The sequence below is a fragment of the Thermogemmatispora tikiterensis genome (genome assembly GCF_003268475.1).
GTDB classification, from domain to species: domain Bacteria; phylum Chloroflexota; class Ktedonobacteria; order Ktedonobacterales; family Ktedonobacteraceae; genus Thermogemmatispora; species Thermogemmatispora tikiterensis.
The window spans coordinates 3,418,697-3,443,561 of sequence record NZ_MCIF01000002.1; the positions used below are offsets into that span (position 1 = coordinate 3,418,697).

Consider the following 24,865-nt stretch of genomic DNA (forward strand, 5'->3'; position numbering starts at 1 on the left):
GCCGCGCCCCCTCAATCAATGGTTGTCGTTTCCCAGGCCAGAGGCGCGACTCTGGTGCGTAGTGCCTGGCGCACGCAGGCTGGCTTGTATCTGCCCGCACTACGCTTGCCAGGTAATCCCCCGATCAGCGCGGTCGGCGAGTTGCGCTGGTCAGGCGTTTGCTTTTTAGCAGATTCGATCTTCCTTGACTACTGGAACCGAGCCTATCTGTGCCACGGGAACGGATGTAGATCACAGAGCAGGAAAGGCAGCCCTTCACAGGAGAGCTATCTTTCCTGCTCTGTTTTTTTTGTTTGGCTCAGGCCGCTCTGGCCCTGGGCCTTCCTCTCTATTCCGTTCTGCTCCCTCTCGATGCTGCTAGTCGGCTCGGGCTTCGGCTCGCTCGCACTCAGGTGCCCGCTCCGTAGAGCTGCAAGAAACGCGCGACGGTGCGCACTCCTCTGAAGAATTGCTTGAGAGAGTATTTTTCGTTGGGCGAGTGTAGATTGTCATCGGGCAGGCCAAAGCCCATGAAGACAATGGGCACCTGCAGGATATCGTTGAAGAGGGCGGCGATGGGAATGGAGCCACCTTCGCGAATGAAGACCGGCTCGCGCCCGTAGGTCTCTTTGAGGGCTGCTGAAGCGGCCCGAATGACGGGGGCTTCGGGCGAGACAAGCACTCCCTCTCCGGCATGAATTTTGCGGACGGTGACCTCGACGTCGGGCGGAGCCAGCTCCTTGACGCGCCGTTCGAACAGGCGATAGACTTCTTCGGCTTTGAGTCCAAGGTCGGGTGGGATGCGCATGCTGATCTTGACTTTGCCGTTGGCAGGGATGACAGTTTTGGCTCCTTCGCCACTGAAGCCGCCGACAAAGCCGTGAATTTCCAGAGTTGGTCTGGCCCAGATGCGTTGCAATGGCGGATATTCTGGTTCACCGGAGAGCTGGGCAACGCCCATCTCTTCGCGCAGGGTCTCAGCCAGGTGAAGGGGATCTTCTTGCCAGAAGCGCTGTTCCTGCGGTGGCGCTTCACGCTGGCGATCGTAGAGGCCGGGAATGTGGATGTGTCCACGCGCGTCTTTGAGGCCGGCAATGATGAGAGCCAGAGCGTGGAAGGGGTTGGGGGCGATGCCGCCATAGGTGCCGGAGTGCAGGTCGCGCACGGCCCCGCGCGCTTCGACTTCGGTGTAGATAATGCCGCGCAGGCCAGAGATGAGAGCCGGCAGGTCAGGCGCTGGCATGTGGGTGTCGCAGATGAAGGCGGCGTCGCAGGTCAGGCGCTCGGGATAGCTGCGGACATAGTGCTCGATGGATTCACCTCCGGCCTCCTCTTCCCCTTCGATGAGAACGCGCACGTTGACAGGCAGCCCTCCTTCGGTGGTGATGAGGGTCTCCAGGGCCTTGAAGACGAGCATGGTCTGCCCTTTGTCGTCGCAGGCCCCCCGACAGTAGAGGTTTTCGCCGCGAATGGTTGGCTCGAAGGGCGGCGTCTGCCAGAGTTCGACGGGATCGACGGGCTGGACATCATAATGTCCATAGATAAGTAGAGTTGGCCGGCCCGCCGCTTTGAGCCACTCACCATAGACCAGCGGGTGGCCCTTGGTCTCGATGAGGCGCACGTTGTCAAGACCAATGCTACGCAATTGGCCAGCGGCATATTCGGCGGCACGGCGCACATCGGCAGCATATTCGGGCAGGGTACTGATGCTGGGAATACGCAGCCATCCTTTGAGATCTTCCAGGAAACGCTGCTCATGCTCTGCTATATACGCTTCTATCTGCGTCATGACAACTCTTCCTTCCTTAAGCGTCTGCAAGGGAAATCTGCCTGTTATGGTAGCAGGGTCAGGCCGGCTTTGTCCAGAGCGAGCTTTCCTCTGGCCAATCACGCGGAGACCTCTCCGCCAGAGAGGCCTGAGGCGAATCTGGCTCTTGCCGCTTGCGAGGGAGGCGCGCAGAATAGAGAGAGAAAGAGGGTTGGGGGCCGTTGTGTTTTTGGCCAGCTCTCTCTCTCGCTATCAGCTGCAGGTGAGAGAGGCTGGCCGCTAAGGAAGGAGTTGCGCTGTCTATGTGCGGTCGCTTTACGTTGATTACTGACCTGCAGACGATTGCTGAGATCTTTGGGGTGCCAGCGACGCTGGAGGCTCAGCCACGCTATAATATCGCTCCCTCACAGGAGGTGGTGGCAATCCTGCATGAGGGACAACGCCAGATGGCCTGGTTGCGCTGGGGCCTGATCCCTTCCTGGGCCAGGGAGGAGGCGATCGGCAACCGGATGATTAATGCACGCGCAGAGACACTGGCTGAGAAGCCGAGCTTCAAGCGCTTGCTGCGCTCGCGCCGCTGCCTGGTGGTGGCCGACGGCTTCTATGAGTGGCAGCAGACTAACGGCTCGAAGAAGCCGATGTATATTACGCTGCGCGATCGGTCTCCATTCGCTTTTGCTGGCCTGTGGGACCAGTGGAGCGCTGCCGATGGCCGTCTGCTGCGAACATGTACGATCGTGACGACAGAGCCGAATGAGTTGTTGGCGACGATCCATAACCGCATGCCAGTGATTCTGCCGCGCGAGGACTGCGAGCGCTGGCTCGATCCCACTGTGCAGGAGGCGGAGGCGCTCTTACCTTTGTTGCGCCCTTATCCGGCGGCAGAGATGCAGGCCCGTCCAGTCTCGCGTCTGGTCAACGATCCTCGCAACGAGGGAGCAGCTCTGCTGGCTTGAGTGAGAGGAGCCAGGCCCTCCTACCTCGTTCTACTCCGTTGCGCCTTGCCAGCAGCACGCCTGGCTGCCTATAATTGTTGCAGAGGAACAGGGACCCGCTGGCCGCCGGCTTGTCGCATCTGCGCGGCCTGACCGGGTCCCAGCCTTTGCCTGCCTTCCAGGCAGTGCTGATACGTATATTCCTGAGAAAGGAGTGCCTTGATGGCTTCTGTGTCCGGTACCACCCTGGTAGATCGCTTGCTACCGGCTCGCTCGCCGTCGCGCTCCGTGACCCTGCTGCGCGATGGGGTACTGGTGCTTGGTTTCAGTGCGTTCATGGCCTTATGTGCTCGTTTCTCGATTTATATTTCCTGGATTACGCCAGTACCGATTACGCTGCAGACGCTGGGCGTGCTGCTGACGGGAGCCGTGCTGGGGAGCCGCCGCGGGGCCCTGGCTCTGCTGGCCTACCTGGCTGAGGGGGCCACGGGATTGCCGGTCTTCGCTGGCGGTGCCGGTGGCGTGGCGGTCTTGCTCGGCTATACCGGGGGCTATCTCTGGTCCTATCCGCTGGCGGCCTGGGTCACCGGCTGGCTGTGCGAGCGAGGGCTTGATCGCCGCTATCTGACGGCAGCGCTGGCCATGCTGCCCGGTTCACTGATCATCTACGCTGTCGGGGTGCCCTGGCTGGCGCTGGTCTTGCATCTGGGACCGGCTCAGGCCCTGCTGCTCGGAATGGTGCCCTTTTTGGTCGGCGACACACTGAAACTCTTGCTGGCGGCGGCCTTGCTGCCCTCGGCCTGGCTGGTGCTGCGCCTGGGACCACAACGCGACCAGGGAGCGCCGTCCCGCTAAAGCAAAGCTCGGTAAGGAAGCTTGTTGGCCAAGCCTTGAGGCTCCGAGCCGGCTCGGAGCCTCATTTGTTGTCGGCCTTGTTCCGACACGAGGAGGTAGCAGTGAGTGTGCCACGAGGATCAGAGGCCTTCGATGTCGAAGGCACCTTTGAGGCTTCTGACTATCGCTATTTCTACGATAGTTTCCTGACGGCGGAGCGCAGCGAGCAGGAGGCAGATCTGGTCTGGCGGCTGCTTGGGCTGCAGCCAGGGCTGCCGGTGCTCGATCTGGCCTGCGGTTACGGCAGGATCGCCAACCGGCTGGCGGCTCGCGGCTGTCTGGTGAGCGGGCTAGACCAGAGCGCGGCTTTCCTGGATCAGGCTCGCGCTGAGGCTGAGAAGCGGGAACTGGCGATCGACTACCGTCAGGGCGATATGCGGACCTTGCCAACGGAGTGGACTGGCCGCTTCGCGGCGGTCCTGAGCTGGTTCACCTCCTTCGGCTATTTCAGCGACGAAGAGAATCGCCAGGTACTGGCCGAGATCGCCCGCGTGTTGCAGCCTGGCGGACGGCTCTTGCTCGATCTGCAGAATCGCGACCGCTTGCTGCGCGTGTTTCAGCCAGATATGGTCTTGGAGCGCGATGGGGCCTGGCTGATCGATCAGCTGCACTACGATGTACTCAGTGGACGCCTGCACACCAGGCGCATGATCCTGCGCGATGGGCGCCAGCGCGAGACGCATTTCTTTGTGCGTCTGCTCACGCTGCCCGAGCTGAGAGACTGGCTGCGCCAGGCAGGTTTCAGCCAGGTGGAAGCCTACAATGAGCAGGGTGCTCCGTTCAGCCTGGAGAGTCGTCGCCTGCTGACCGTGGCCACCAGGTAGATATGAAGCAGACAGGTCCCCGCTCGCCCCTTAGCGGGTGGCCAGAGCTGCCCATAGGCGCGGCGCTGGCAGTCCGGCCAGCTCGCGAACAGCAGCGACAGTCTCCTGGGCGTTGCGCACGAAGCGCGAGGGCACCGGCAGACGTTCCTGAAATTCTTCAACGGTCACATCATCTAAAAAGCGCTCGCCGGCGTTGTCGAGCATGATGCGCGGCAAGAGTACCAGATCGCCGAGCCATTCCTGCTCCAGCAGCGTGGCCAGGACATCCTGGCCGCAGAGCAGCCCGGCAACCGTGACCTGAGAGCCGAAAAAGCGATTCTCGACGGCGACGACGCGCGCCTCCAGACCCTCGACGCGGTTGAGGTCCGCCGCCAGACGCTCGATAATGGGCCGGGCCATCGTGCCCGTGACCAGAGTGAGGCGCCGTGGCTGTGGCATGCGCGCGGGCAGGCGACGCCGGGCGCTCTCCCACTGATCGAGCAGGTAGCGCGTCATCCCAACGCCGTTTTCGATCTGGGCGTAGTCGCCGTAGTGGGAGGCGGGCGGCACCTCACGGCCCGTGAGATAGTACCACTCGTCCGAGAGGTAGACAAAGGGATAGCCCTCGGGATGGCAGGCGGCAAAGCGTCGCTGATGGGCCTCAACCTGAGCCATGACCTGCTCCGCCTCCTGACGCGTGTAGGGACGCAGCGGCGGTAGATCGCCGGTCTTGAGCAGGTTGTTGTATTTGGTCAGGCCTACAGGCACCACCGAGATTGATTCGACGATGGGGCGCAGGGCAGCCAGATCCTGAATGCTGCGTTCGAGGTGCTCGCCGTCGTTGATACCCGGACAGAGCACAAGCTGCGTGTGACAGGTGATGTGCAGCTCCCCCAGACGCTGTATCTGCTCCAGAATCTCGCCAGCGCGCGGCCCATCGACCATCTTGCGCCGCAGCTCCGGCTCGGTCGTGTGGACCGAAACGTAGAGGGGACTCAGGCGCTGCTCTGCCAGCCGCTGCCAGTCCTGCTCTTTGAGATTCGTCAGCGTAATAAAGTTGCCAAAGAGGAAGGAGTAGCGATAGTCGTCGTCTTTGATGTAGAGAGTGGAGCGCAGGCCATGCGGTAGCCCCGGTTGCGCTGCGTAGCGCGGCGGCAAGCCTTTAATAAAGCAAAAAACGCACTTGTTGGCACATTGGCGAATAAAAGGCGTCGGCTCCTCGCCGAAGATCAGGCCCAGACTCTCGCCTTCCTGACGCTCGATGGTGACCTCGTGCTGCTCCTGCTGTCGTTCGAACACGATAGTCAGGACCTCATCGGCGCTGTAAAACTGGTAGTCGACCAGGTCGCGAATAAGGTGACCGTTGATTGTGCGAATGAGATCGCCTGGCTGCAGACCTGCGCGGTCAGCAGGGCTGTCGGGCACCACCTCACGCACCCAACCATAGAGCTTTGGCATGAACGCTGCTTCCTTCCTTTGTCGGGCTGGCAACAGACCGGGCGGCATGCCGCTTTGACGGTCGACACACCCGGTTCGCCAGGTTAAGTAAGCATTTTCTTCTGCGGCGCTGGGAGGTATCGGCCAAGATTATACGGCTGACCGGGCCTGGACGTCAAATCATCTTTGCTTCTTCCCTGTCCTCTCCGGCCCACGCGCAGGCACGTTCCACCCCTCGCTCGCCTCCCCAATTGTCCTATGGCCCTATGGCCGTCCTCAAAATCCGCTTACTGTTTGGACCAGACGGGCCGCCATCGCGCTGATCACTCGCTTTCAAGCAATCGTTCGACGGCAGCAAAAGCGCGCAGCACTCCCTCCTTGACAGTGTGAGGCACCAGGGGAAAGCTGTGGGGAGCAAAGAGCAGGTCGCGTAGATCACTGGCACTCAGGCCGTAGAGATGAGCCACGATAGCATCGATTTCGTTCCGCAGTTGCTGGCGCGCCTGACGTCGCTCCAGTGGCAGCACGGGCGCGTCTTCGCTTCCCAGCAGCTGGCGGCGTAACCCGTCGAAGGCGGGACCGAGGCAGACGAGGCGAGCGACACGACGCGCAATGGCCCGACACTGGGGCCTGTCTTCTGTGAGGCGCGGCACTGGTAACTGGCGAACCTGAAACATGGTGATGTCAACCGAGATCTTGCGCCGGATCACGTAGTCGAGCACAAAGGAATTGAATAGACCACAGAGGCAGGCTAGCAGCGTCGGTGAGAGGGCAGGCTCGTAGGCTAGACTGAGCGGTTGATCCGGTTCAGCTCTCAGCAGGGCCGCCAGCTTGCCTTGATCGAGGCGCCAGGGGCGGATATAGGTCAGGGTGTTGCCGAGAAAGCAGCCCGCGGGAAGGACGGTGGCGATCAGGCTGCGCTCGTTGGTGCTGCTGGCTACACGGCGAAAGACCAGGCGTGGGGCCTCGCAGTCGAGGCGTACATCCTCGGCGCTCAGCGGCCCGCGGCCATGATCGGCCAGCAGAGCCGCCACACGCTCGGGGCGCCCGCTACCCGGCAGGAGCTGAGGCCAGCGCTCTCTGGCCAGCGCATCCAGCTCCCGCTCTAGACGAGCCAGCTCGCGGTGCAGCAGGGCCTGTCGTCCAATGGCGGGGAGGATATGATAGCGCGGCTCGGCAAAAGCGGCGCAGTACTGGTGAATGGTTTTGCCTTCGTAGAGTGGCCAGCCCTGACCGCTGCGGTTGAAGAGCGGGCGATCGCTCGTCATGTCAAATTCGCGCATCAGCATTATCGACCAGGCACCGGCTTCTCGCTTTGCCGGCTGCCCGCCAAGGAGCGGCCTGGTGCCATAGATGCAGCTGAGGAGGTCCGCTTCGCGCTGGGTGCGCAGCTCTAGCAGCGAGAGGGTTTCCGGGGCGAAGCGGGCAATCAGCTCGCAGGGCAGACGGATAGTAAACTGCCCCTCATCATTTTGCAGCACGGCAGGATCGCGCAGCATAAAGGCCACCCGCACGTGAGCAGCGGGCGGAGGTTGCTCGCGAGCGAAAACCAGCAGGGCAAACTTGCAGCGGACGTCGATGGGGAAGAGGGCGGCACGGTTCTCAAAGCCCAGCAGTAGAAGCAGGTGCCCCTCTTCCAGGAGCAGGTGGCGCAGTCCAGCGCTGCTCTGATCGGTATAGAGGCCGGCTGGTACGACAAGGCCGCAGTAACCGCCGGGACGCAGCAGGCGATAGGAGCGCTCGACGAAGAGCCTGTAACTGTTCAGGTCACCACCGTTCGCTTTACCGCCGATGGGAGCGTGCTGAGCAGGATAGAGTCCGCTGGCGCGCACATAGCGGCTCAGTTTGGCAAGCCAGTGGGTCCGGCGTCGCCAGGAGCGCTCGATGCAGCGATCAGCCAGCAGAGACTGACGCTGACGCTCGGCGTCGGCGCGCTCCAGCCGACGGTAGAGAGGATCATAGGCGGCGAAGAATTCGCGTGAGTTGGGCTTGAGGATCTCCCAGGGCGGATTGCCCAGCACGGCATCAAAGCCTGGTTGGGGGCGCAGACGACCATCCTCAGCAAAGAAGACAGCGGGAAACGCTAGCGGCCAGTGGAAAGGGCGCAGGCGTCTGACCAGGCGCTCAAGGGTGCGCAGATAGGGCGTGAGCGCCGGCGGCTCTTCCTGCCGGATGTCTCCCGACGGGGAGCCATCTTCAGCGCACGCCAGCGCCGTGACAAGCGCGGCACAGGTACGCCTGTCCGGTAAGGGCGGCGCAGCCTCCAGGCTCGCAGCTTCGCCACCTCCCTCAGCGGCAGACTGCGAGCGTGGCCAAAACCAGAGGGCCACCCAGAGATCGGCCAGGCGTCGGGCCTGCGCGCGCTCAAGGCTCGTCTGCGGCAGGGCTGCGCCCGGCAGCGGGATCAGACGCAGCAAGCTGGCGAGATGGTGAGGCTGGTTCGCTGCTTCACTGGCAGTGGCCTCCCATGGCCAGGGCATACCAATCAGGCTGTTACCACAGCGCAGGTTGTGACGCAAAAAGGTGGCTGGCTGCTCAGGCTGGCCAGTGAAGAGCCAGAGCGAGAGGCGCGCCAGTTCAACAGCCAGCTCATCGAGATCAACACCGTAGAGGCAGCGCTCGGCCACCAGACGACGATAGGGCATCGACGCCGCCTGCACCGCCTGATCCGGCGCTGGCAGTTTGTCCGGCAAGCAGGCGCAGGCCTGAGCCAGGTAGTCGCAAGCCGCCACCAGAAAGGCCCCCGTGCCCATGGCCGGATCGACCACCCTGAGCGCCAGAACCTCATCGGCCCGCAGGCAGTTCCTCACCAGTGGCTCCAGCGTACGCCGCACCAGATAGGAGACCAGGGCCGGAGGCGTCGAGTAACTACCGCTGCTCTTGCGCCCGCTGCTGGGAGCCAGATAGATGCTACCAGGGACAATAATGCGCACTACGGGATACAGCAACTGACCATCGTTGGCCGCCGAGACATTGAGGCGGGCCGGAATAACGAGGCGTCGACCTCGATCCTGCACCTCGTGCAGTAGCTCCGTGGCAAGACGTGGCTCATAGGCTAGCAGATCCTCGTAGAGCGCCGCCGGCAGCCAGGTCCAGCCGGTCTCAGCGCTCACCTCGTAGGAGAGGGGGAGGCCATTGAGCAGAGCCAGGACCCGCGTCAGCACTGCATCGGAGAGCGGCAGAGCTTCCAGATAGGGCGTCGTCTCAGGATCAAAGAGGTGGCCAGGATAGGGAGCCAGGGTCAGCCCCGACTGCTGACAGCCCACGCGCATCAGTCTCCACCGGCGCTGCAGATCTCTCCAGAGACGGTCAGCACGGTTCTCTTCATCCTTAGCCGCCTCTGGCTCCGACTCTGGCCCCCCCAGGGAAGGCTCTTCCGCCAGGAGGCCGGCGCGTGCGACAGCCTCGCTCGCAAAGAGGCGATAGATCAGGCGCAGCGTCTGCTCATAGAGGCCGCCCAGATCCTGGAGAGCCAGCCTGGCCAGTTGTCCGCGCTTAGAGCGGGCCGTCTGCTCTTGCTCTGCCTGGCCCGCGAGCAGTCTTTGTGCCTGCCTGACCAGCGCTGTCAACACGAGCACCACCGCCTCGCAGGTGCGCTCTTTCAGCACTGTCAGCACCGGTAAGCCGACAGCCGTCTCCCTCTCTCGCTGGTTGATCAGCGCTTCTCTCTCAGCAGGTAGATCCATTCTTACAGCCTGTTCAGACATCCGCCTTGCCCCTCGCCCGAGCGTCAGGAAAAGCAAAGCCTCACAGACAGCCGCGCGGCATACCCTTTGCAGCAGCTCATGGAATGGAAGGCAGGCCTTCCCTGCCGGCTCCAGTGGTACAAGAACAAGAAGTAGCGCCTCGCCTCGGGGCCCATCATCCTGACCGCACAAGAGAGAGCTGCCTGTCTGTTGTCGCTATCAATACCATAGAAAGCGCCAGTCCAGGGGCCAGTGTCAATGGCTGCCTGTCTCAACAAAACATTGGCTCTTGTCGGCATTTCCAGCAGCAGGTAAGGTACTGCTGAGAGCAGCAAGTGAAAGGATTCATCTGAATGATGCCATCACCTGAGCAGCAAGAGCTACATCGCATCCGTCGGCGTGATCGGGCCGTCACCGACGAAAGCTGGATACGCAACTTTCTCCAACGTGCCCCGGTAGGGGTGCTGGCTACCATTGAAGGCGAGCAGCCTTTTCTCAATAGCAACCTCTTCGTTTACGATGAGGCAGCGCACGCCATCTATATCCACACCGCCGCCAGTGGCCGGACCCGCCGCAATATCGAAGGCAGCGAGCGCGTCTGTTTCACCGTCTACGAAATGGGGCGACTCTTGCCCGCCAAGACGGCCCTGGGCTTCAGCGTCGAATACGCCAGTGTTGTAGTCTTCGGGCAAGGGGCTATCATCCAGGATCGCGAGCGGGCGCGGGCCGCGCTCCACCTGCTGCTCAAAAAGTATGCCCCGCACCTGGAACCGGGACGCGACTATCGCGCCGTCAATGACGAGGAGCTGCAGCACACCAGCGTCTACGAGATCCGCATCACCGCCTGGAGTGGCAAAAAGAAAGAGGCAGCGTCGGATTTCGCGGGAGCCTACTACTATGGGGATGAGCAGCAGGCTCGGTGGCAGTCCTGACGCTGCACCAGCTGGCCGTCCGATAGAACAATTCCTTGCCTGTTCTGCTATCAGACATGGATGTCCCAGAAGAGCTGGCCGCTCTGCATGATATCAGAGAAAGAGAGGACAAAATCGTGCTGATTTTGCGGGACCTCATAGGCCAGGGTTCCGCGAATCTTTTGCTGCGGCTCCACCTTTCCTGTCGGGGGTGGGCTGGCAAAACTCACAAAAGTCATCTGAATCTCGCGTCCCTCGGTATCACGCAGCGTGAAATTGAAGTCTGCAGCCACCTCTTGCTCATCATTCGAAACATTCTGCAGCGTGACGTCGAGCAGCAGGTACTGATCACCGGCATTGGGCTGATCGAAGCCCTGACCCGGCGAGGTCTGGACAGAGTTTAAGGTGATCTGCCAGGTGTTATTAAAGGTGACCACCTCGCCTACCTTATGATGAACGCTCCCACTGCTCGATGTCGAAGATGAGGACGAGGAGACCGGCGTAGCTGTTGGCGAGGACCCCGTCGTAGTATTACCAGTAGCAACGGTCACGGTCGTGCTGGTGTTACTGACTGCCGTCGACGCCGATGGAGCGGAGCGATTGGTCGTGCTGTTCGCCTTGGGGGCTGCTGTCAGCGTACCGATAACATCTCCCAGCCCCAGGCCAGCCAGAAAGACCACGACCAGGGCAATAATCCAGAGCCAGGTCAGGTTGCGGCGCGAAGCCTGAGCCGGGGAAGGAGGCGTCAGGATCACTGGCACGCCCGCTGTCGGGACCGTTGGCCAGAGCGTTTGCCCAGATCCGGGTGGTGGCGGTGGTGTCAGCGGCGAGGCGGGCACAATGCCGGGAGAACCAGGCATCGGCGTATACGGATCTGGCCGTGCCCACTGCTCATAACCAGGCAGCGAAGGCGAGCTTCCAGGTGGAGGCATCTGGCCCGCCGACGGAGGCGGAGCAGAGCCACCCCCAGGCGGCGTCTGCTCAGGAGGAGGAGGGTACGATTGCATACAAGTTCCTTTCTACACCCTTTGGCTCTCTCTCATCGAATAGACAGACATTGCTATCCTGCTCTGGCGAGACCCTTTTCTTAATCAGGATCTGGAAAGATGACTGAGGCCACTCTTTCCTGGAGAAAAGTATCCCACCCTTTTCATCTATATTCTAGCATAGATCTTCCTCTATGGACACTCACCTATCTTCTCAACTGAAGTCCTGCAGAAAAGCCGGGCGGGGAGGGACGGGACTGGCTCCCGGCAGCGAAGAGCGAGCTTCTCCCCATCCAACCCAGACCAGAAGGCAGGAGGGCCTTGACCCTGGCCCCTGATCAGGGATATGCTACCTACAAGACAGACAAAGAAAAAGAGCGGGAGCCGACAGACACAGCCAGGCTACTCACTCACCCTCCCGGCTGTCGTCCCCAGGAAGCGCAGCAGCCGGGCAGTCAGCCAGGTCAGACAACAAGGGAGAATCCATGTCAAGCAAGCAGCCGCTGCGTCTCATCCTCGACACTGATCCAGGCATTGACGACGCCCTGGCCCTCCTGCTGGCCCTCGCCTCGCCCGAGGTCAGCCTGGAAGGCGTCACCACCGTCAGTGGCAATGTGCCGCTGGAAGACACCACGCGCAACGCGCTGGCCTTACTGGCCCTGGCTGGGCGCGAGGACATCCCTGTCGCCGCAGGAGCAGCGCGTCCACTTGTGCGCGAGCCGATTCACGCTGCCGAGGTGCATGGTCAACACGGTCTGGGACGGGCCGAGCTGGCAGAGCCGACCTCAGCCCCTGTCTCGCAGCCTGCCGCCGTCTTCCTCTGTGAGCGTATCAAAGCTGCTCCGGGCGCCCTCACCCTGGTCGCCGTAGGGCCGCTCACCAATCTGGCCCTGGCCGTCAGGCTGGTCCCAGAGATCGCCCAGCAGGTGCGCGAAGTGGTTATTATGGGTGGCGCCCTGCGCGTCCCTGGGAACATTACCCCAGCCGCCGAGTTTAATATTTATGCCGACCCCGAGGCGGCCCACATTGTCTTCCACGCCGGCTGGCCGCTGCGCCTCGTCAGCCTCGACACCACCCAGCAGGTCGGCCTGACCCGCACGCAGTTCGCTCCTCTGTGCCGGCCCGAGAGTCGCATCGGGCGCTGCATCGACGCTATGCTCGCCCACTACTTTGAGAACTTCGCCCCACGCGCCGCTTACGAGCGCTTTCACCTGCACGATCCACTGGCGCTGGCCGCTGCCTTCCATCCCGAAATGCTTCAGTGGGAATCGGTCTACATTGACGTCGAGCTGAGCGGCCATCAGACCCCAGGGGCCACTGTGGCCTGGTTCCGTCGCCGTCCCGAGACCCCGCCGGCCAACGTCCTGGCGGCCACTGCCGTCGACGTCACCGGCTTCACCACTTTCTTCCTGGAACGCCTGGCGCGCCTGCTCTGAGCCGCATGGAAGCGGCCTTTCGTCTGTGTCTGTCGCTGTCCTCGCGACAATGAGCAACCGCACGCGCTCTGACCCATTCTGCGCCTGGGCTTTGATCAGGCCGGGCCGGCAATTCATCTTGCTGACCTCGACCCGTATTCAGGCCCGGCACCATCAGGACCAGGAAGGACGGAAGATCAACCTGTGGAGCATGTTCAGCAGCAGCCGCCGAGGAAAGAGTTAATCAGCTCGCGCAGGCTTAACGAACTGGCAAGCGCCCTGCGCGCCCAGGTACGTGGCGAAGTGCGCTTCGACGCCGGCAGCCGCGCCATGTACTCGACCGACGCCTCGAACTACCGCCAGGTACCACTAGGCGTCGTGTTTCCACACGACAGCGACGACGTCTGCGCCGCTATCGCCGTCTGTTGCGCCTACGATGTCCCTATTCTGGCGCGCGGCGGCGGCACCAGCACCGCTGGTCAGACCTGTAACATTGCTGTCGTGCTCGACCTGTCGCGTCACATGCAGCACATTCTCAGCCTCGACCCCGGGCAGCGTCTGGCGCGCGTTGAGCCGGGGGTAGTACTGGACGACCTGCGCCGGGCCGCTGAGCAATACCACCTGACTTTTGCCCCTGATCCCTCGACGCATAACCGCTGTACCCTGGGCGGCATGATCGGCAATAACTCCTGCGGCACCCATTCGCTTATGGGTGGCAAAACGGTCGACAACATCGAAGAGCTGGAAATCCTGACCTACGACGGCCTGCGCCTGCGCGTAGGTGCCACCAGCGAAGAAGAGCTGGCCCAGATCATCGCCGCCGGGGGACGCCGGGGCGAGATATATGCCCGCCTCAAAGGCCTGCGCGACCGTTACGCTGATCTCATTCGTCAGCGCTACCCGGCCATCCCGCGCCGCGTCTCCGGCTACAACCTCGACCAACTGCTCCCGGAGAATGGCTTTCATGTCGCCCGGGCCCTCGTCGGCAGCGAAAGCACCTGCGTCACCGTACTGGAGGCCACCGTACGCCTTGTGCCCAGTCCCCCGGAGCGGGTCCTGCTCGTCCTTGGCTATCCCGACTTCTTCCGCGCCTGCGACGAAGTGCCCGCCCTGCTTGAATTTCGGCCCATCGCCCTCGAAGGTCTCGACGAGGGCCTTGTCACCGACAGTCGCCGCAAAGGTCTCAATCTTGAGCACCTGCATCTGCTACCCGAAGGCAGCGGCTGGCTGCTGCTCGAATTTGGCGGTCAGACCCGCGCCGAGGCTGAAGAGCAGGCCCGGGCCCTGATGGCGCAGCTGCAGCGGAGCAGCACCCCGCCACAGATGCGCCTCTGCAGCAGCCAGGAGGAAGCCCGGGCCTTGTGGGAGGTACGAGAATCAGCCCTTGGCGCCTCCACCTTTGTTCCCGGCCAGCCCCTCAAATGGGAAGGCTGGGAAGACTCCGCCGTCCATCCCAGCCGTCTCGGGGCCTACCTGCGTGAGCTGCGCGCACTGCTCGACCGCTATGGCTACCAGGCAAACTTTTATGGACATTGCGGAGAAGGCTGCGTCCATATGCGCGCCAGCTTCGATCTAGAGAGTCAGGAGGGCATTCGCCAGTTCCGCGCCTTCATGGAAGAGGCCGCTGATCTTGTCGTGCGCTATGGCGGCTCGCTCTCTGGAGAGCACGGTGATGGCCAGGCTCGGGCCGAATTGCTGCCCAAAATGTTTGGGCCAGAACTGCTAGAAGCTTTCCGAGAGTTCAAGGCGATCTGGGACCCTGCTGGACGCATGAACCCGGGCAAGGTTGTCAACCCCTACCGGCTCGACGAAGACCTGCGCCATGCGCTGCCGCTGCCACGCCCCGCCGCCACCTACTTTCGCTTCCCCGCCGACGACGGCAACTTTGCCCACGCAGTCATGCGCTGTGTCGGCGTCGGCAAATGCCGCCGCACCGACGGCGGCCTGATGTGCCCGAGCTACATGGTCACCCGCGAAGAAGCCCATTCCACCCGCGGACGAGCCCGACTGCTCTTCGAGATGCTCTACGGGAACCCCTTGCGTGGCGGCTGGCGCTCCGAGGAAGTGCGCCAGGCCCTCGACCTTTGCCTGGCCTGCAAAGGTTGCAAAAGCGAATGTCCCGTCAATGTAGACATGGCTACCTACAAAGCCGAATTTCTGGCGCATTATTATGCAGGCCGCCTGCGACCGCGCAGCGCCTATCTCTTCGGCCTCATTCATCGTTGGGCAGCCCTGGGAGCACGTACCCCCGAACTGGTGAACCTGCTGACCCAGGCGCCGCTGCTGAGCCAGTTGCTCAAGTGGGCCGGCGGGATCGCTGCCGAGCGCCGCCTGCCCCGTCTGGCCCCACTCAGCTTTCGTAGCTGGTTCCAGAGCCGCCCGCAACCACCACGTCAGAGCCAGCACCCGCGGGTCCTCCTCTGGCCCGACACCTTCAACAATTACTTTCACCCAGAAACGGCGCGCGCTGCAGTCGAGGTGCTCGAAGCACTCGGCTTCCAGGTTGAGCTACCACCAGTCGCCCTGTGCTGCGGGCGTCCCCTCTACGACTACGGCATGCTCGCTACTGCCAAACGGCAGCTAGGCCAGCTGATGGCTGTGCTGCGCCCCTATCTGGATCAGGAGATCCCCATCGTTGGACTGGAGCCAGGCTGTGTCTCCGTCTTCCGCGATGAGCTGCCCAACCTCTTCCCCGAGCGTCCAGAGGCGCAGCAGCTCAAAGAACGCGTCCTTCTGCTAGGCGAATTTCTAGAGCAGCATGCCCGCGACTACCACTGGCCGCGCCTGGAGGGCCAGGTCCTGCTGCAGCCCCATTGCCACCAACGGGCCTTGATGGACGTCGCCGCCGAGCGCACCCTGCTGAGCAAGCTCGGCCTGCAGGTACACGTCCCCGACGCCGGCTGCTGCGGTATGGCCGGGGCCTTTGGCTTCGAAGCTCAGCACGCCACCCTCTCCCGAGAGGTCGGCGAGCGCCTACTCCTGCCACTCGTGCGCACGGCCCGCCCGGAAACCCTGATCGTCGCAGACGGCTTCAGCTGCCGCGAGCAGATCGCCCAGACCACGCCACGCCGCGCCCTGCACCTGGCCGAAGTCTTGCAACTGGCTCTGCGCCTGCCGACCAATGCGCGGCTGGGACCCTACCCAGAGCGAGCGGCTCTCTTTGCTCCTCCCTTGCCAGCGGCCAGACGCCATCTAGGCAGCGCCCTGGTCCTGATCAGTAGCGTCCTCCTCGCTCTGGGCACCTTCCTGCTCCTTCGACGCCGGGGGCGGAGACCTCAGCCACAGCGACGATGCTAGAACAAATGTTTGGCATCAAGGGAGACCTGAGCTATAATCAGACACAGGCCATGATCGCGACCGGCCCCAGGGGGAGCGGGGGCTAAAGAGTCGTCTGGCGAGCGTTTTTTCTCTGTAGAACAGCGCGCTGTGCTAGACGAACTGCTCTTCGATGAGGTAAAATGAGTATAAAGCGCACAGTGTTCAACGCTTACTCAGGCCACCGACGCTGGCAAGGAGACTACGCCGCCGACCAAACAGCCTGATCAGTGTTGGGAGGAATGCATGACAAACGAGCGTATGGAGAGAAGGCTATACCGCAGAAGCCCGGGCCGCCAGTACAGTCAGGAGGATTACGAGGATCTGAGGTCGCAGAGTTATCGTGGTCAGACGGAGCAGACGCGCTGGCCCTCCGCTAGCAGCAGCCGCACCCCCTCCGGCTCCCTGCTAACACGACGCCCTGATCTGCGCCGGACGCGACAGCTGATGCGCCAGAGCATTCTGGCAAGCAAACGCGAGGAGATGAGTCTACACAGCGAAGGGGTCCTGACCGCGCCCCCAGAGACGGAAGAGGAGCTGCTGCCATCGGTGCGGGGCCGAAGCCATACGCTCTATAGCCGAGAGCTGTACGCCACAGCTGGACCGCGCCCCTCACGCCTGCCTTCACGCCGCCAGTTGCCAGAGGAGGAAGAGGCCGAAGAATGGAGCGACGAGGCCATAGCCCTGGTCGAAGACGAGGCGGGGCAGTATGGCTTTGCCCCTCCAGAGTTTGAGGAGAGCTACAACCAGGAGCGCTACGGCAGAGCGATGGCCGCGGCTGGTCGCTACGAGAATGAGCTGCTAGAGGACGAAGAGGAAGGGAGCGCCTTCAGCAAGAGCGAGCCGCTCCCGCCGGTCAGGCGACGAGCTACCAGGCATCTGGCCACGCGCCGACTGGCCGAGCTAGAGCCAGAGGAGTTCCTCCCTCCCGAAGAGGAGGAATACTACGAGGAGGAGAAGCCGCGTCGCAGGAAGCGCATCCTTACGCGGCGCCGCGTGTTGGTCGGTTTGGGCGTGGCGGCTACCGGTGGGGCGGTGGTGGCCGCGTCGCAGCTGGCTCCTAAAATCCCCGAGACGATCGGCAATACCGCCAGCAACATCGAGCGTCAGGTGGCCGATGCCTTTAATCGCGGTTTCCAGGCAGGCGCCGACTCTGTGCGTAAGGAGCTAATTTCCTCTCTGGAGAACATTGAAGGCGTCTCTCTGGATGCCGCCATCGCGGCTGCCCGTCTGCTGCGCACAGCCTACAACGTCTTCGTCAGCCCGCTGCTGACCCTGGCAGCCAACGTCACCGGCGATTTCTTGAATGTTACCCTGCGCGCCTTCAAGCAGGCACGCCAGTGGCTGGCGAATATCGGCCAGGATAACCAGGTGCTGGCAGCTTTGCAGACCGTGCTGGAGAGCTGGTCAACGCAGGTGAAGCAGATGCCCAAACAGCTGCAGGCCATTACCGACGCCGACCTCGACGGCGCTCAAACCTACCTGCGCGGCGTGCAGCGCACGCTCGCCGCGGAGAAGGCTAAGCTCAACGCCGGCAGCCAGCAAGCAACTCCCTCTCCATCGCCCACCGCTTCGACCAGGAAAAGCTGACCCTGGCGCATGGATCAACTATCGTTTATACTCTAGGTATAGAGCGTTTCGCTGCCAGTGCCGGCATCCACCCGGCCTGACCGTTTGCTGATTCCTGGCCAGGCCAGGGACGTACCCTCCCGTCGTGACAGGAAGCTACGGGAAAGGGGGGATGTTTTTCTACTCAACACAGCCCAGCCGTACGGCAGGCACCTGACCCACCCAGGCAAGCGAGGGCGCCTCGTCCTCAATGGAAGAGCAAAGTAGGTCGGGGTCCTCAAGGCTCTTGCTCTTCCTCATAAGCGCTCAACCTGCGCCCAAACCCAACCAGGCATCTGCCACCCTACCCAGGCCAGGCGCTCTCGACCGCCTCTCTTCTCAGAGCAAGAGCCAACCAACCGTCGTCAGGGTCGCCCGGACTTTCGCCTGCTTTCTCCTCCTACTCAGCCACACTCTTCAGGCCCAGTCCAGACGAGACGGCCCGCAGCAAGCTACACAGGCAAACAGAGAGGAGGATAGGGAGCGGGCGGACAAACCAGCGACCAGCTTTTCAGCCGGGAGGCAAGCACTTATGGAGACAGCAGCAGAGAACAGCGGCACAGTCTTGCGCTCCGAGCGTATCGCTGGCGGCATTCTCCCGAAAGTCCTCAACTCCTTCGACATGGTCGCGATTTTCGTAGCCATCGTCCTCTTCATCAGCAACTCCAGCGTTGTCACAGGGGCCGGGGCAGCGGCCTTTATTTACTGGATCTTAGGCTTTCTGACCTTTCTCATTCCCGGTGCCATTGTCACTGGCCAGCTTGGCCTGATGTTCCCCGGTGAGGGATCGATCTATGTCTGGACTACGCGCGCCTTCGGGGCCTTCATGGGCTTCTTCGCCGGCTTCTGCGCCTGGTGGCCTGGCGTACTCGTGATGATCGCCACCGGCGACGCCGTTGTTTCCCTCATTCAGCAACTCGGCAGCCAGTACGGCCTCAGCCTGCTAGCGGAGCCCTGGCAGCAGGGTCTGGTGATCCTTCTGGTCATTGCCCTTTCTTGTGTACTCTCGGTGCTGCGCTTCCGTGTGACACAGAACCTCGTCAACGTCATCTTTGTCGCCTATGGCGGCGCCATTCTGCTGGTTGGCCTCGCTGGCCTGATCTGGCTCCTCAGCGGCCACCCGGCCCAGGCCGATTTTTCCGCCGCCCACTGGCAGCTCAACAACACGAACTACACCTTCTACGGCCTGGTGATTCTGGCCTTGCTCGGCATCGAGGTCCCCCTTAACATGGGGGTAGAGATCCAGAACACACGCGCCATCACGCGCTACCTCCTCTGGGGTTCGGTCGTCGTCATGCTCGCCTACCTGCTCGGCACCTTCGGCGTCATGATGGCCGTCCCGCCGGCTATTCAGAGCCAGGGTAACCCTTCCGTCGTAGCAGCAGCGGTCAAATACGGCTTTGGCCCGGCGGGCAACGTGCTGGCCACTATCGTCAACCTCATCTTCATCGGTTTCTTCCTCTTCAACACCGTCGTCTACAACTACTCCTTCGGGCGCCTGCTCTTCGTCTCAGGCCTTGACCGACGCCTGCCCACCATGATGAGCAAGGTCAACCGCAACCGTGTGCCCTGGGTAGCGGTGCTGGTCCAGAGCATCATTTCGGGCGTTCTGACGGTCATCACCTTCATCATCGCCCCCTTCGTCATCCAGGCGCTCAAGCCCTCTGACCTGTCAACGGTTGTCTACGATGTCCTTCAGGCTGCAGTTACTATCATCTGGTGCATCTCGATGGTCTTTCTCTTCATCGATGTGATTTATATTCGCTATAAGTACCGCGAGAGCTTCCAGCGCGTGCAGCTGGCACCAGATTGGGTTTTCTACCTGTGCGCGGTCATCGGCTGCGTCGCCAGCGCCTTCGGGGTAGCAGTCATCTTTATCTCACCCTGGACGACGCTGATCAATACCCTGGCCTGGGATCTCTCGCTGGTAGGCTTCGCGGCCATCTCCCTGGTGGCCGGGGCCGTGATCTACTTTATCGGCCAGGCGACCATGCGACGAGACGTCTCCGACGAAGAAATTCTGGCCGAGGTCATCGGCTCGCCCGAGGACGTGAATCCTGCCAGCGATGCTGCCGGAGGGAGTAGCGCCTCAGCCTGAGCGAGCGCTGGCTGGCAGCGAAGCGCTCACTCGCCCGTGGTCCGGCGAGTCTTGAAAGCGGGCCAGCGGCACGTTATATGTAACAGCAACTATCTCACACGTGCCGAGGTCCGCTTTCCTTGCAGCAAGAAGATGCCGAGCGAGAGCTGAGTATAGATGAATTATCACAGGTGACAGGCATACCCAGCCGCACCATCCGCTTCTACAATACGCAGGGTCTGCTGCCACCACCCCACAAGCGAGGCCGCGTCGCCTACTACGGCGGGGAACACGTGCGCGTCCTGACCCTGATCAAAGAGCTGAAAGAGAAGCATAACCTGCCACTCGATCTGATCAGACAGCTGCTGGAGATCCGCGCTCAACATGGCGAAATCCAGATGAATCTGGCCCTGAAGCAGCGGCTCCTGCGTCCTCTGGCAACAAGCAGTCAGGAGGCGCGCTTCAGCCGCGAACTGCTGCTTGAGCAGACAGGAATCTCGCCCGCGCTGCTCGATGAGCTGCTACGGCTGGAGCTGCTTTTTCCCGTGCAGGAGGGCGAACAGGCTCTGTTTACCGGAGACGATCTTCTGCTGGTCGAACTCTATCGTCGGCTGATGGAGTTGGGCCTGCCGCTGGCCCTGGTAACTCTCATCCGCTTTCACCTGCGCCAGCTGGTACGCAGCGAGATCGCCGCCTTCGAGCAATCCCTGCTCCCCCGGTGGCAGAGCCGCGGCCTCCCTCTGGAGGAGCAGGCGCGTCAGTTCGAGGAAATTCTTACTTTGACCGATACGCTGATCTCTATTCTCCACCGCAAGCTACTCTGAAGATTGCACAAGACAACGCACATCAGTGGAGAAAACAGGCAAACAGAGAGCGCGGGGGCCTCAGCGTCTCAGCTCAAGTAGCATAAGCTGAGCACCTGCTAGAAGACGCCAAAGTGATGCAGTAAGGCCAGAACAATCACCACGACCAGGACCAGCACAATGGCGACCACGAAATAGATCAGGCGGCGCCCCAGGTGAATCTGATGCGGAGCCGTCTCGGCGATTCTTTCAACGGCTTTCTTTTGCTGCTCTTTTTTCCGCTTTTGCTTCTCCAGTTTCTTACGATACTTCTCGGCGGGAGAAGGGGCCTCGCTATAGGGGCCGGCCTTCATCTGGCGCAGGCGACGGCGCATCTCCCGGTTCATATTCTCATACTGCTGCTGTTGGGGATCAGTCGCTGTGGCCGTGCGCGGTAGCGTAGACTTCGCTCCTGGCACTGCAGGGCCGCCGATGCGGGGCTTCTGCTCCTGCCGTCCCTTGCGAGCCTCGGCGGGCTGCTCACCAGCCTTTAGCTTCTGGGAGGCAGATGAAGAGGGAGATGGGGGCGAGGCAGCAGCCTGCGCCTGCGTTTGCGACTGCGTTTGCGCTCCTGGTTTATTCTTTGGCATGGCTCACACCCTCATGTTGCTCTTCCTGCTGTCTCTGCTCCTGTTCACGAGCATATTGCTGTTTTGGCTGCAATTGATTCTGTTGCTCTTGCTGAGCCACGAATTCCCTGGCGAACTGAGCAGCGCGCTCCTTATCGTCGGGGGCCAGCACTCCATCGATAACCAGACTGAGCAGATAGTCCTTCAGGGGTCGTAGCCAGGGACCGGGGCCGCGCCCAAACATCGCCATCAGCTCATGGCCATCCAGCGGGCTTTTCAGCGGCACGCGCTCGGCTTCCTCCTTCAAGCGACGGCAGCGCTCGGCCAGTTCCACCACACGAGCGGCGGCGCGTGAAACCTTATCGGCGCGGTAGCTGGTAATATCGGCCCGAGAGAGATCCAGCAAATCTTCCAGATCATCGTTGGCCTCCAGCATCAGGCGACGTACCGCCCCATCGGTCCAATCAGAGCTATAGGCATTGGCGCGCATATGCAGCCGAACCACGCGCGCAACGCGCTCGCAGAAATCGCGATCGAAGTGGAGGCGACGCAAGATATCGCGGGCCATCGTCGCCCCGACCTCCTCATGGCCGAAGAAATGCACCTTGCCATCCTCGACCGTGCGTGTACGTGGCTTGGCAATATCGTGTAGCAGCGCGCTCCACCGAGCTACCGGGCGCGGCGAAGTGCGCTCTACGACGCGCAGCACGTGCGCATAGACATCTTTCGAAGGGACGCTCCGCTGGCTCTGCTGCTGGCTCACGCCGCGCAGCTCCAGCACTTCGGGAATAATCCACTGCATCAGTCCCAGCTCGACCAGCAGATCCAGGCCACGCGCCGGATGAGGCGAGAGCAGCAGCTTATGCATCTCGTCTCGAATGCGCTCGCGGCTAATCTTTTGCAGCTTGCTCGCCTGACGGGCGATAGCGCGGCGCGTCTCCTCCTCGATGGTAAAATTGAGCTGGGCCGCCAGACGCACAGCGCGCAGGAGGCGGAGCGGGTCCTCATCGAAGCGCTTATCAGGCTCGTTGCCGACGGCGCGCAAGAGACGTCGCGCCAGATCCAGGCGCCCGCCGAACGGATCATAGAGCTGGCCAGTCAGGGGATCATAGGCCATAGCATTGATCGTAAAATCACGCCGGCGCAGATCCTCCTCCAGTACGGTGCCAAAGCAGACCTCCGGCTTGCGCGACTCCGGGTTGTAGCGCTCATCGCGGAAGGTCGTAATCTCAATAATATGCTCGCCGTAGTGGAGGCGCACCGTGCCAAAACGCTCCCCTACCAGGACAATAGCCGTCGGCTTCGTCGGCCCTACCAGGCGCTTGATCTCATCGGGGCGGGCATCTGTCGCCAAGTCGGCATCGCTTGACTCACTGCGCCCCAGCAGCACATCGCGCACTGTCCCCCCCACCATGTACAGCTGCTTGTTATGTGCGCGAAAAATCCGTGCCAGTTCTAGAATGATATCTCGCATCGAATATGTGTATATTCGCTTCCCTTCCCTAATAGAGTCGTTCCTTTGCTGGTTCGCTACGATTGGTTTTCTCCTTCTTCGAGCTTTAGCGATGTTGGCGGGGGAATTGCTGGAAGCGATCTGCCTCTCTGCCTGATCCAGGACAGGTCACAGCAAGTGCAACGGATTTATTATATCATGGCCTCTGGCCACAGGCGATAGCCAGCCTGGCCTGCCCGACCAGACCGGCCCGCCCCTCTGGAAAAGTGGCTGTGCAGCCTACTGTGTTGGCTGGCTGATCTGGTCCGCTGATCTGCGATCGCTGTTTTTCCCTCGCTCTCCCCTCCTCTTCACCAGAGACCTGGCCTCCTTGCCCAGTCCTACCCTATCCTGCCCCTTCGCTGCGCCAGCTCTCTCCCGCTCGCGGCTTTTTGGCCGCAGCCTGCTGAAGGTCAGCGGCGCCCATGATACAATAGGACACACGCCTTAACTTTTTGACTGGAGCAGAACGAGGAACGATGAGTAAGGCATCTACTGGGCGACCACGCCCGTTCGTGCTGATCGTGATGGACGGCTGGGGCTTCAACCCGCGTAAAGAGGGCAACGCCATCGCTCTGGCACGCACGCCACACATCGACGAGCTAGAGCGCCGGTGGCCACATACCCTCGTCAGGACCTCGGGCGAGGCTGTTGGACTGCCTCCCGGCCAGATGGGCAACTCCGAGGTTGGCCATCAGAACATCGGAGCAGGCAAACGCGTCCTGCAAGATTTCACCCGCATCAGCGAGTCTATCCAGGACGGCAGCTTTTACCGGAATCCGGCCTTGCTCAAGGCCATCGAACATGTCAAACGCAATCACTCGCAGCTGCACATCTGCGGCCTACTTGGCAATGGCGGTGTGCACGCCCACGAGGATCACCTGGAGGCCCTGCTGCAGCTGGCCCGCCAGCACGAGATCGAGCGCGTCTATATTCACGCCTTCACCGATGGGCGCGATACGTCGCCCACCGCTGGCATCGAATTCATGAAGCGCCTGGAGACGCGCGCGCGTGAGATCGGTGGCGATCATCCGGCGCGTGTGGCCACGGTCAGCGGGCGCTACTATGCTATGGATCGAGATAATCGCTGGGAGCGCACAGCCAAAACCTATCTGGCCATGACGCGCGGCGAAGGCGAGCGCGCCCCATCGGCGGTGGCCGCTATCCAGCAGTCCTACGAACGCCACATCACCGACGAATTCATAGTTCCCACCGTCATCATGGAAGAGGAGCATCCGCTGGCCCTTGTCCAGGAAGGCGACGCCCTCATCCATTATAACTTCCGCCCCGACCGTGCCCGTCAGCTGACCAAAGCCTTTGTGCTGGAAGAACTGCCGCCCCAGGCCGCTGGCAAATTCGAGCGTGGCCCACGTTTGCGCGACCTGGTTTTCGTCATGATGACCGAGTACGAGGCCGGGCTGCCGGCAGAAGTAGCCTTCCGTGCCGACGAGGTGGAGATGCCCCTGGCCCGCGTCATCTCCGAGCACGGCCTGCGGCAGTTCCATACAGCGGAAACCGAAAAATATGCCCACGTGACCTACTTCATCAACGGGCGCCGCGAAACCCCCTTTCCCGGCGAGGAGCGCCTGCTTGTTCCCTCACCCAAGGTGCCAACCTACGACCTGCAGCCTGAGATGAGCGCCCCGGGCGTCACCGAGACCGCCATTGAGCGCATCCGCAGCGGCCAGTATGATCTTGTGATCATGAACTATGCCAACGCCGACATGGTCGGTCACACCGGCGTTCTGGAGGCGGCCATTAAGGCTGTCGAGGCTGTCGACGCCGGCGTTGGACGTGTCGTCGAGGCTACCCTGGCGGTGGGTGGCGGCCTGCTGATCACCGCCGATCATGGCAATGCCGAGCAGATGATCTACTACGACAGCGGCAAGCCCATGACTGCCCACACGACCAACCCGGTGCCCCTCTATCTGGTTGTGCCCCAGCTCGCCGATGCCAGACTACGCAGCGACGGCATTCTGGCGGACATCGCGCCAACCATTCTGCAGATTATGGGGCTGCCTCAACCGCGCGAGATGACCGGTCGCTCATTGCTCCTACCTCAGCAGTAGACGGAGTTATCCACATCTTGTGGTGGAATCGGGGGAGTTATCCACATCTTGTGGTGACATATGTGGATAACTCTCCACC

The 24,865-nt window shown here is 61.9% G+C and carries 16 protein-coding genes; 10 read left to right on the forward strand and 6 right to left on the reverse strand.

Features of this window, described 5'->3' with window-relative positions; genetic code table 11:
- Positions 1-388: 388 nt before the first annotated feature.
- Complete coding sequence (locus A4R35_RS13755; RefSeq protein WP_112430281.1) at positions 389-1,768, reverse strand: dipeptidase; 1,380 nt, start codon at positions 1,766-1,768, stop codon at positions 389-391.
- A gap of 281 nt (positions 1,769-2,049) precedes the next feature.
- On the opposite strand from A4R35_RS13755, the gene A4R35_RS13760 reads away from it, so the two are divergent.
- The 3 genes from A4R35_RS13760 (at position 2,050) to A4R35_RS13770 (ending at position 4,400) form a co-directional block, all read left to right on the forward strand.
- Positions 2,050-2,703: an SOS response-associated peptidase gene (locus A4R35_RS13760; protein ID WP_112430283.1), complete on the forward strand. Its 654-nt coding sequence runs from the start codon at positions 2,050-2,052 to the stop codon at positions 2,701-2,703.
- Between the two features lie 201 nt (positions 2,704-2,904).
- The gene (locus A4R35_RS13765; RefSeq protein ID WP_112430285.1) at positions 2,905-3,537 is read left to right on the forward strand and encodes a biotin transporter BioY; all 633 of its coding nucleotides are present in this window, start codon (positions 2,905-2,907) and stop codon (positions 3,535-3,537) included.
- A gap of 107 nt (positions 3,538-3,644) precedes the next feature.
- Positions 3,645-4,400, forward strand: coding sequence for a class I SAM-dependent methyltransferase (locus A4R35_RS13770; RefSeq protein WP_112434200.1), 756 nt, complete (start codon positions 3,645-3,647; stop codon positions 4,398-4,400).
- Between the two features lie 30 nt (positions 4,401-4,430).
- Here the strand turns inward: A4R35_RS13770 and A4R35_RS13775 are convergent, their stop codons facing one another.
- Both A4R35_RS13775 and A4R35_RS13780 read right to left on the reverse strand, forming a co-directional pair.
- Positions 4,431-5,837 carry a DUF512 domain-containing protein gene (locus tag A4R35_RS13775; protein WP_189361794.1) on the reverse strand — a complete coding sequence of 469 codons (1,407 nt, stop codon included), beginning with the start codon at positions 5,835-5,837 and terminating at the stop codon, positions 4,431-4,433.
- A 302-nt stretch (positions 5,838-6,139) separates the two neighbouring features.
- On the reverse strand, positions 6,140-9,523 hold the full coding sequence (locus tag A4R35_RS13780; protein ID WP_112430289.1) for an Eco57I restriction-modification methylase domain-containing protein: 3,384 nt from the start codon (positions 9,521-9,523) through the stop codon (positions 6,140-6,142).
- A gap of 332 nt (positions 9,524-9,855) precedes the next feature.
- Here A4R35_RS13780 and A4R35_RS13785 point away from each other — a divergent pair, with 332 nt between their 5' ends.
- Complete coding sequence (locus A4R35_RS13785; RefSeq protein ID WP_112430291.1) at positions 9,856-10,434, forward strand: pyridoxamine 5'-phosphate oxidase family protein; 579 nt, start codon at positions 9,856-9,858, stop codon at positions 10,432-10,434.
- Positions 10,435-10,484: 50 nt separating this feature from the next.
- Here A4R35_RS13785 and A4R35_RS13790 read toward each other — a convergent pair whose 3' ends face one another.
- The gene (locus A4R35_RS13790; protein WP_112430293.1) at positions 10,485-11,420 is read right to left on the reverse strand and encodes a DUF4352 domain-containing protein; all 936 of its coding nucleotides are present in this window, start codon (positions 11,418-11,420) and stop codon (positions 10,485-10,487) included.
- Between the two features lie 464 nt (positions 11,421-11,884).
- On the opposite strand from A4R35_RS13790, the gene A4R35_RS13795 reads away from it, so the two are divergent.
- The 5 genes from A4R35_RS13795 (at position 11,885) to A4R35_RS13815 (ending at position 20,638) form a co-directional block, all read left to right on the forward strand.
- Positions 11,885-12,835, forward strand: coding sequence for a nucleoside hydrolase (locus A4R35_RS13795; protein ID WP_112430295.1), 951 nt, complete (start codon positions 11,885-11,887; stop codon positions 12,833-12,835).
- A 183-nt stretch (positions 12,836-13,018) separates the two neighbouring features.
- A complete protein-coding gene (locus A4R35_RS13800) occupies positions 13,019-16,111 on the forward strand; it encodes an FAD-binding and (Fe-S)-binding domain-containing protein (protein WP_223258337.1) in 3,093 nt (1,030 codons plus the stop codon).
- Positions 16,112-16,375: 264 nt separating this feature from the next.
- The gene (locus A4R35_RS13805; protein ID WP_112430297.1) at positions 16,376-17,719 is read left to right on the forward strand and encodes a hypothetical protein; all 1,344 of its coding nucleotides are present in this window, start codon (positions 16,376-16,378) and stop codon (positions 17,717-17,719) included.
- A gap of 550 nt (positions 17,720-18,269) precedes the next feature.
- The gene (locus tag A4R35_RS13810) at positions 18,270-19,835 is read left to right on the forward strand and encodes an APC family permease (protein ID WP_112430299.1); all 1,566 of its coding nucleotides are present in this window, start codon (positions 18,270-18,272) and stop codon (positions 19,833-19,835) included.
- A gap of 119 nt (positions 19,836-19,954) precedes the next feature.
- The gene (locus A4R35_RS13815; RefSeq protein ID WP_112430301.1) at positions 19,955-20,638 is read left to right on the forward strand and encodes a helix-turn-helix domain-containing protein; all 684 of its coding nucleotides are present in this window, start codon (positions 19,955-19,957) and stop codon (positions 20,636-20,638) included.
- Between the two features lie 98 nt (positions 20,639-20,736).
- On the opposite strand, the gene A4R35_RS13820 is transcribed toward A4R35_RS13815, so the two are convergent.
- Both A4R35_RS13820 and A4R35_RS13825 read right to left on the reverse strand, forming a co-directional pair.
- Positions 20,737-21,246, reverse strand: a complete 510-nt coding sequence (locus tag A4R35_RS13820) for a hypothetical protein (protein WP_112430303.1) — start codon at positions 21,244-21,246, stop codon at positions 20,737-20,739.
- Positions 21,233-22,639 (reverse strand): CCA tRNA nucleotidyltransferase, encoded by a 1,407-nt coding sequence (locus A4R35_RS13825; RefSeq protein WP_262982334.1) that lies wholly within the window; start codon positions 22,637-22,639, stop codon positions 21,233-21,235. The genes A4R35_RS13820 and A4R35_RS13825 overlap by 14 nt, the downstream gene beginning before the upstream one ends.
- 557 nt (positions 22,640-23,196) lie before the next feature.
- Between A4R35_RS13825 and gpmI the strand changes: the two genes are divergently transcribed.
- Positions 23,197-24,786, forward strand: coding sequence for a 2,3-bisphosphoglycerate-independent phosphoglycerate mutase (gene gpmI, locus A4R35_RS13830; protein WP_112430307.1), 1,590 nt, complete (start codon positions 23,197-23,199; stop codon positions 24,784-24,786).
- Positions 24,787-24,865 lie beyond the last annotated feature (79 nt).

Excerpts from the sequence above, each read along its gene's own strand:
- A4R35_RS13825 (WP_262982334.1), bottom strand. The coding sequence starts at position 22,639 with ATGGTGGGGGGGACAGTGCGCGATGTGCTGCTGGGGCGCAGTGAGTCA.
- A4R35_RS13805 (WP_112430297.1), top strand. The coding sequence starts at position 16,376 with ATGACAAACGAGCGTATGGAGAGAAGGCTATACCGCAGAAGCCCGGGC.
- A4R35_RS13810 (WP_112430299.1), top strand. The coding sequence starts at position 18,270 with ATGGAGACAGCAGCAGAGAACAGCGGCACAGTCTTGCGCTCCGAGCGT.
- A4R35_RS13795 (WP_112430295.1), top strand. The coding sequence starts at position 11,885 with ATGTCAAGCAAGCAGCCGCTGCGTCTCATCCTCGACACTGATCCAGGC.
- A4R35_RS13780 (WP_112430289.1), bottom strand. The coding sequence starts at position 9,523 with ATGTCTGAACAGGCTGTAAGAATGGATCTACCTGCTGAGAGAGAAGCG.
- gpmI (WP_112430307.1), top strand. The coding sequence starts at position 23,197 with ATGAGTAAGGCATCTACTGGGCGACCACGCCCGTTCGTGCTGATCGTG.
- A4R35_RS13785 (WP_112430291.1), top strand. The coding sequence starts at position 9,856 with ATGATGCCATCACCTGAGCAGCAAGAGCTACATCGCATCCGTCGGCGT.
- A4R35_RS13755 (WP_112430281.1), bottom strand. The coding sequence starts at position 1,768 with ATGACGCAGATAGAAGCGTATATAGCAGAGCATGAGCAGCGTTTCCTG.
- A4R35_RS13820 (WP_112430303.1), bottom strand. The coding sequence starts at position 21,246 with ATGCCAAAGAATAAACCAGGAGCGCAAACGCAGTCGCAAACGCAGGCG.
- A4R35_RS13765 (WP_112430285.1), top strand. The coding sequence starts at position 2,905 with ATGGCTTCTGTGTCCGGTACCACCCTGGTAGATCGCTTGCTACCGGCT.
- A4R35_RS13760 (WP_112430283.1), top strand. The coding sequence starts at position 2,050 with ATGTGCGGTCGCTTTACGTTGATTACTGACCTGCAGACGATTGCTGAG.
- A4R35_RS13790 (WP_112430293.1), bottom strand. The coding sequence starts at position 11,420 with ATGCAATCGTACCCTCCTCCTCCTGAGCAGACGCCGCCTGGGGGTGGC.
- A4R35_RS13775 (WP_189361794.1), bottom strand. The coding sequence starts at position 5,837 with ATGCCAAAGCTCTATGGTTGGGTGCGTGAGGTGGTGCCCGACAGCCCT.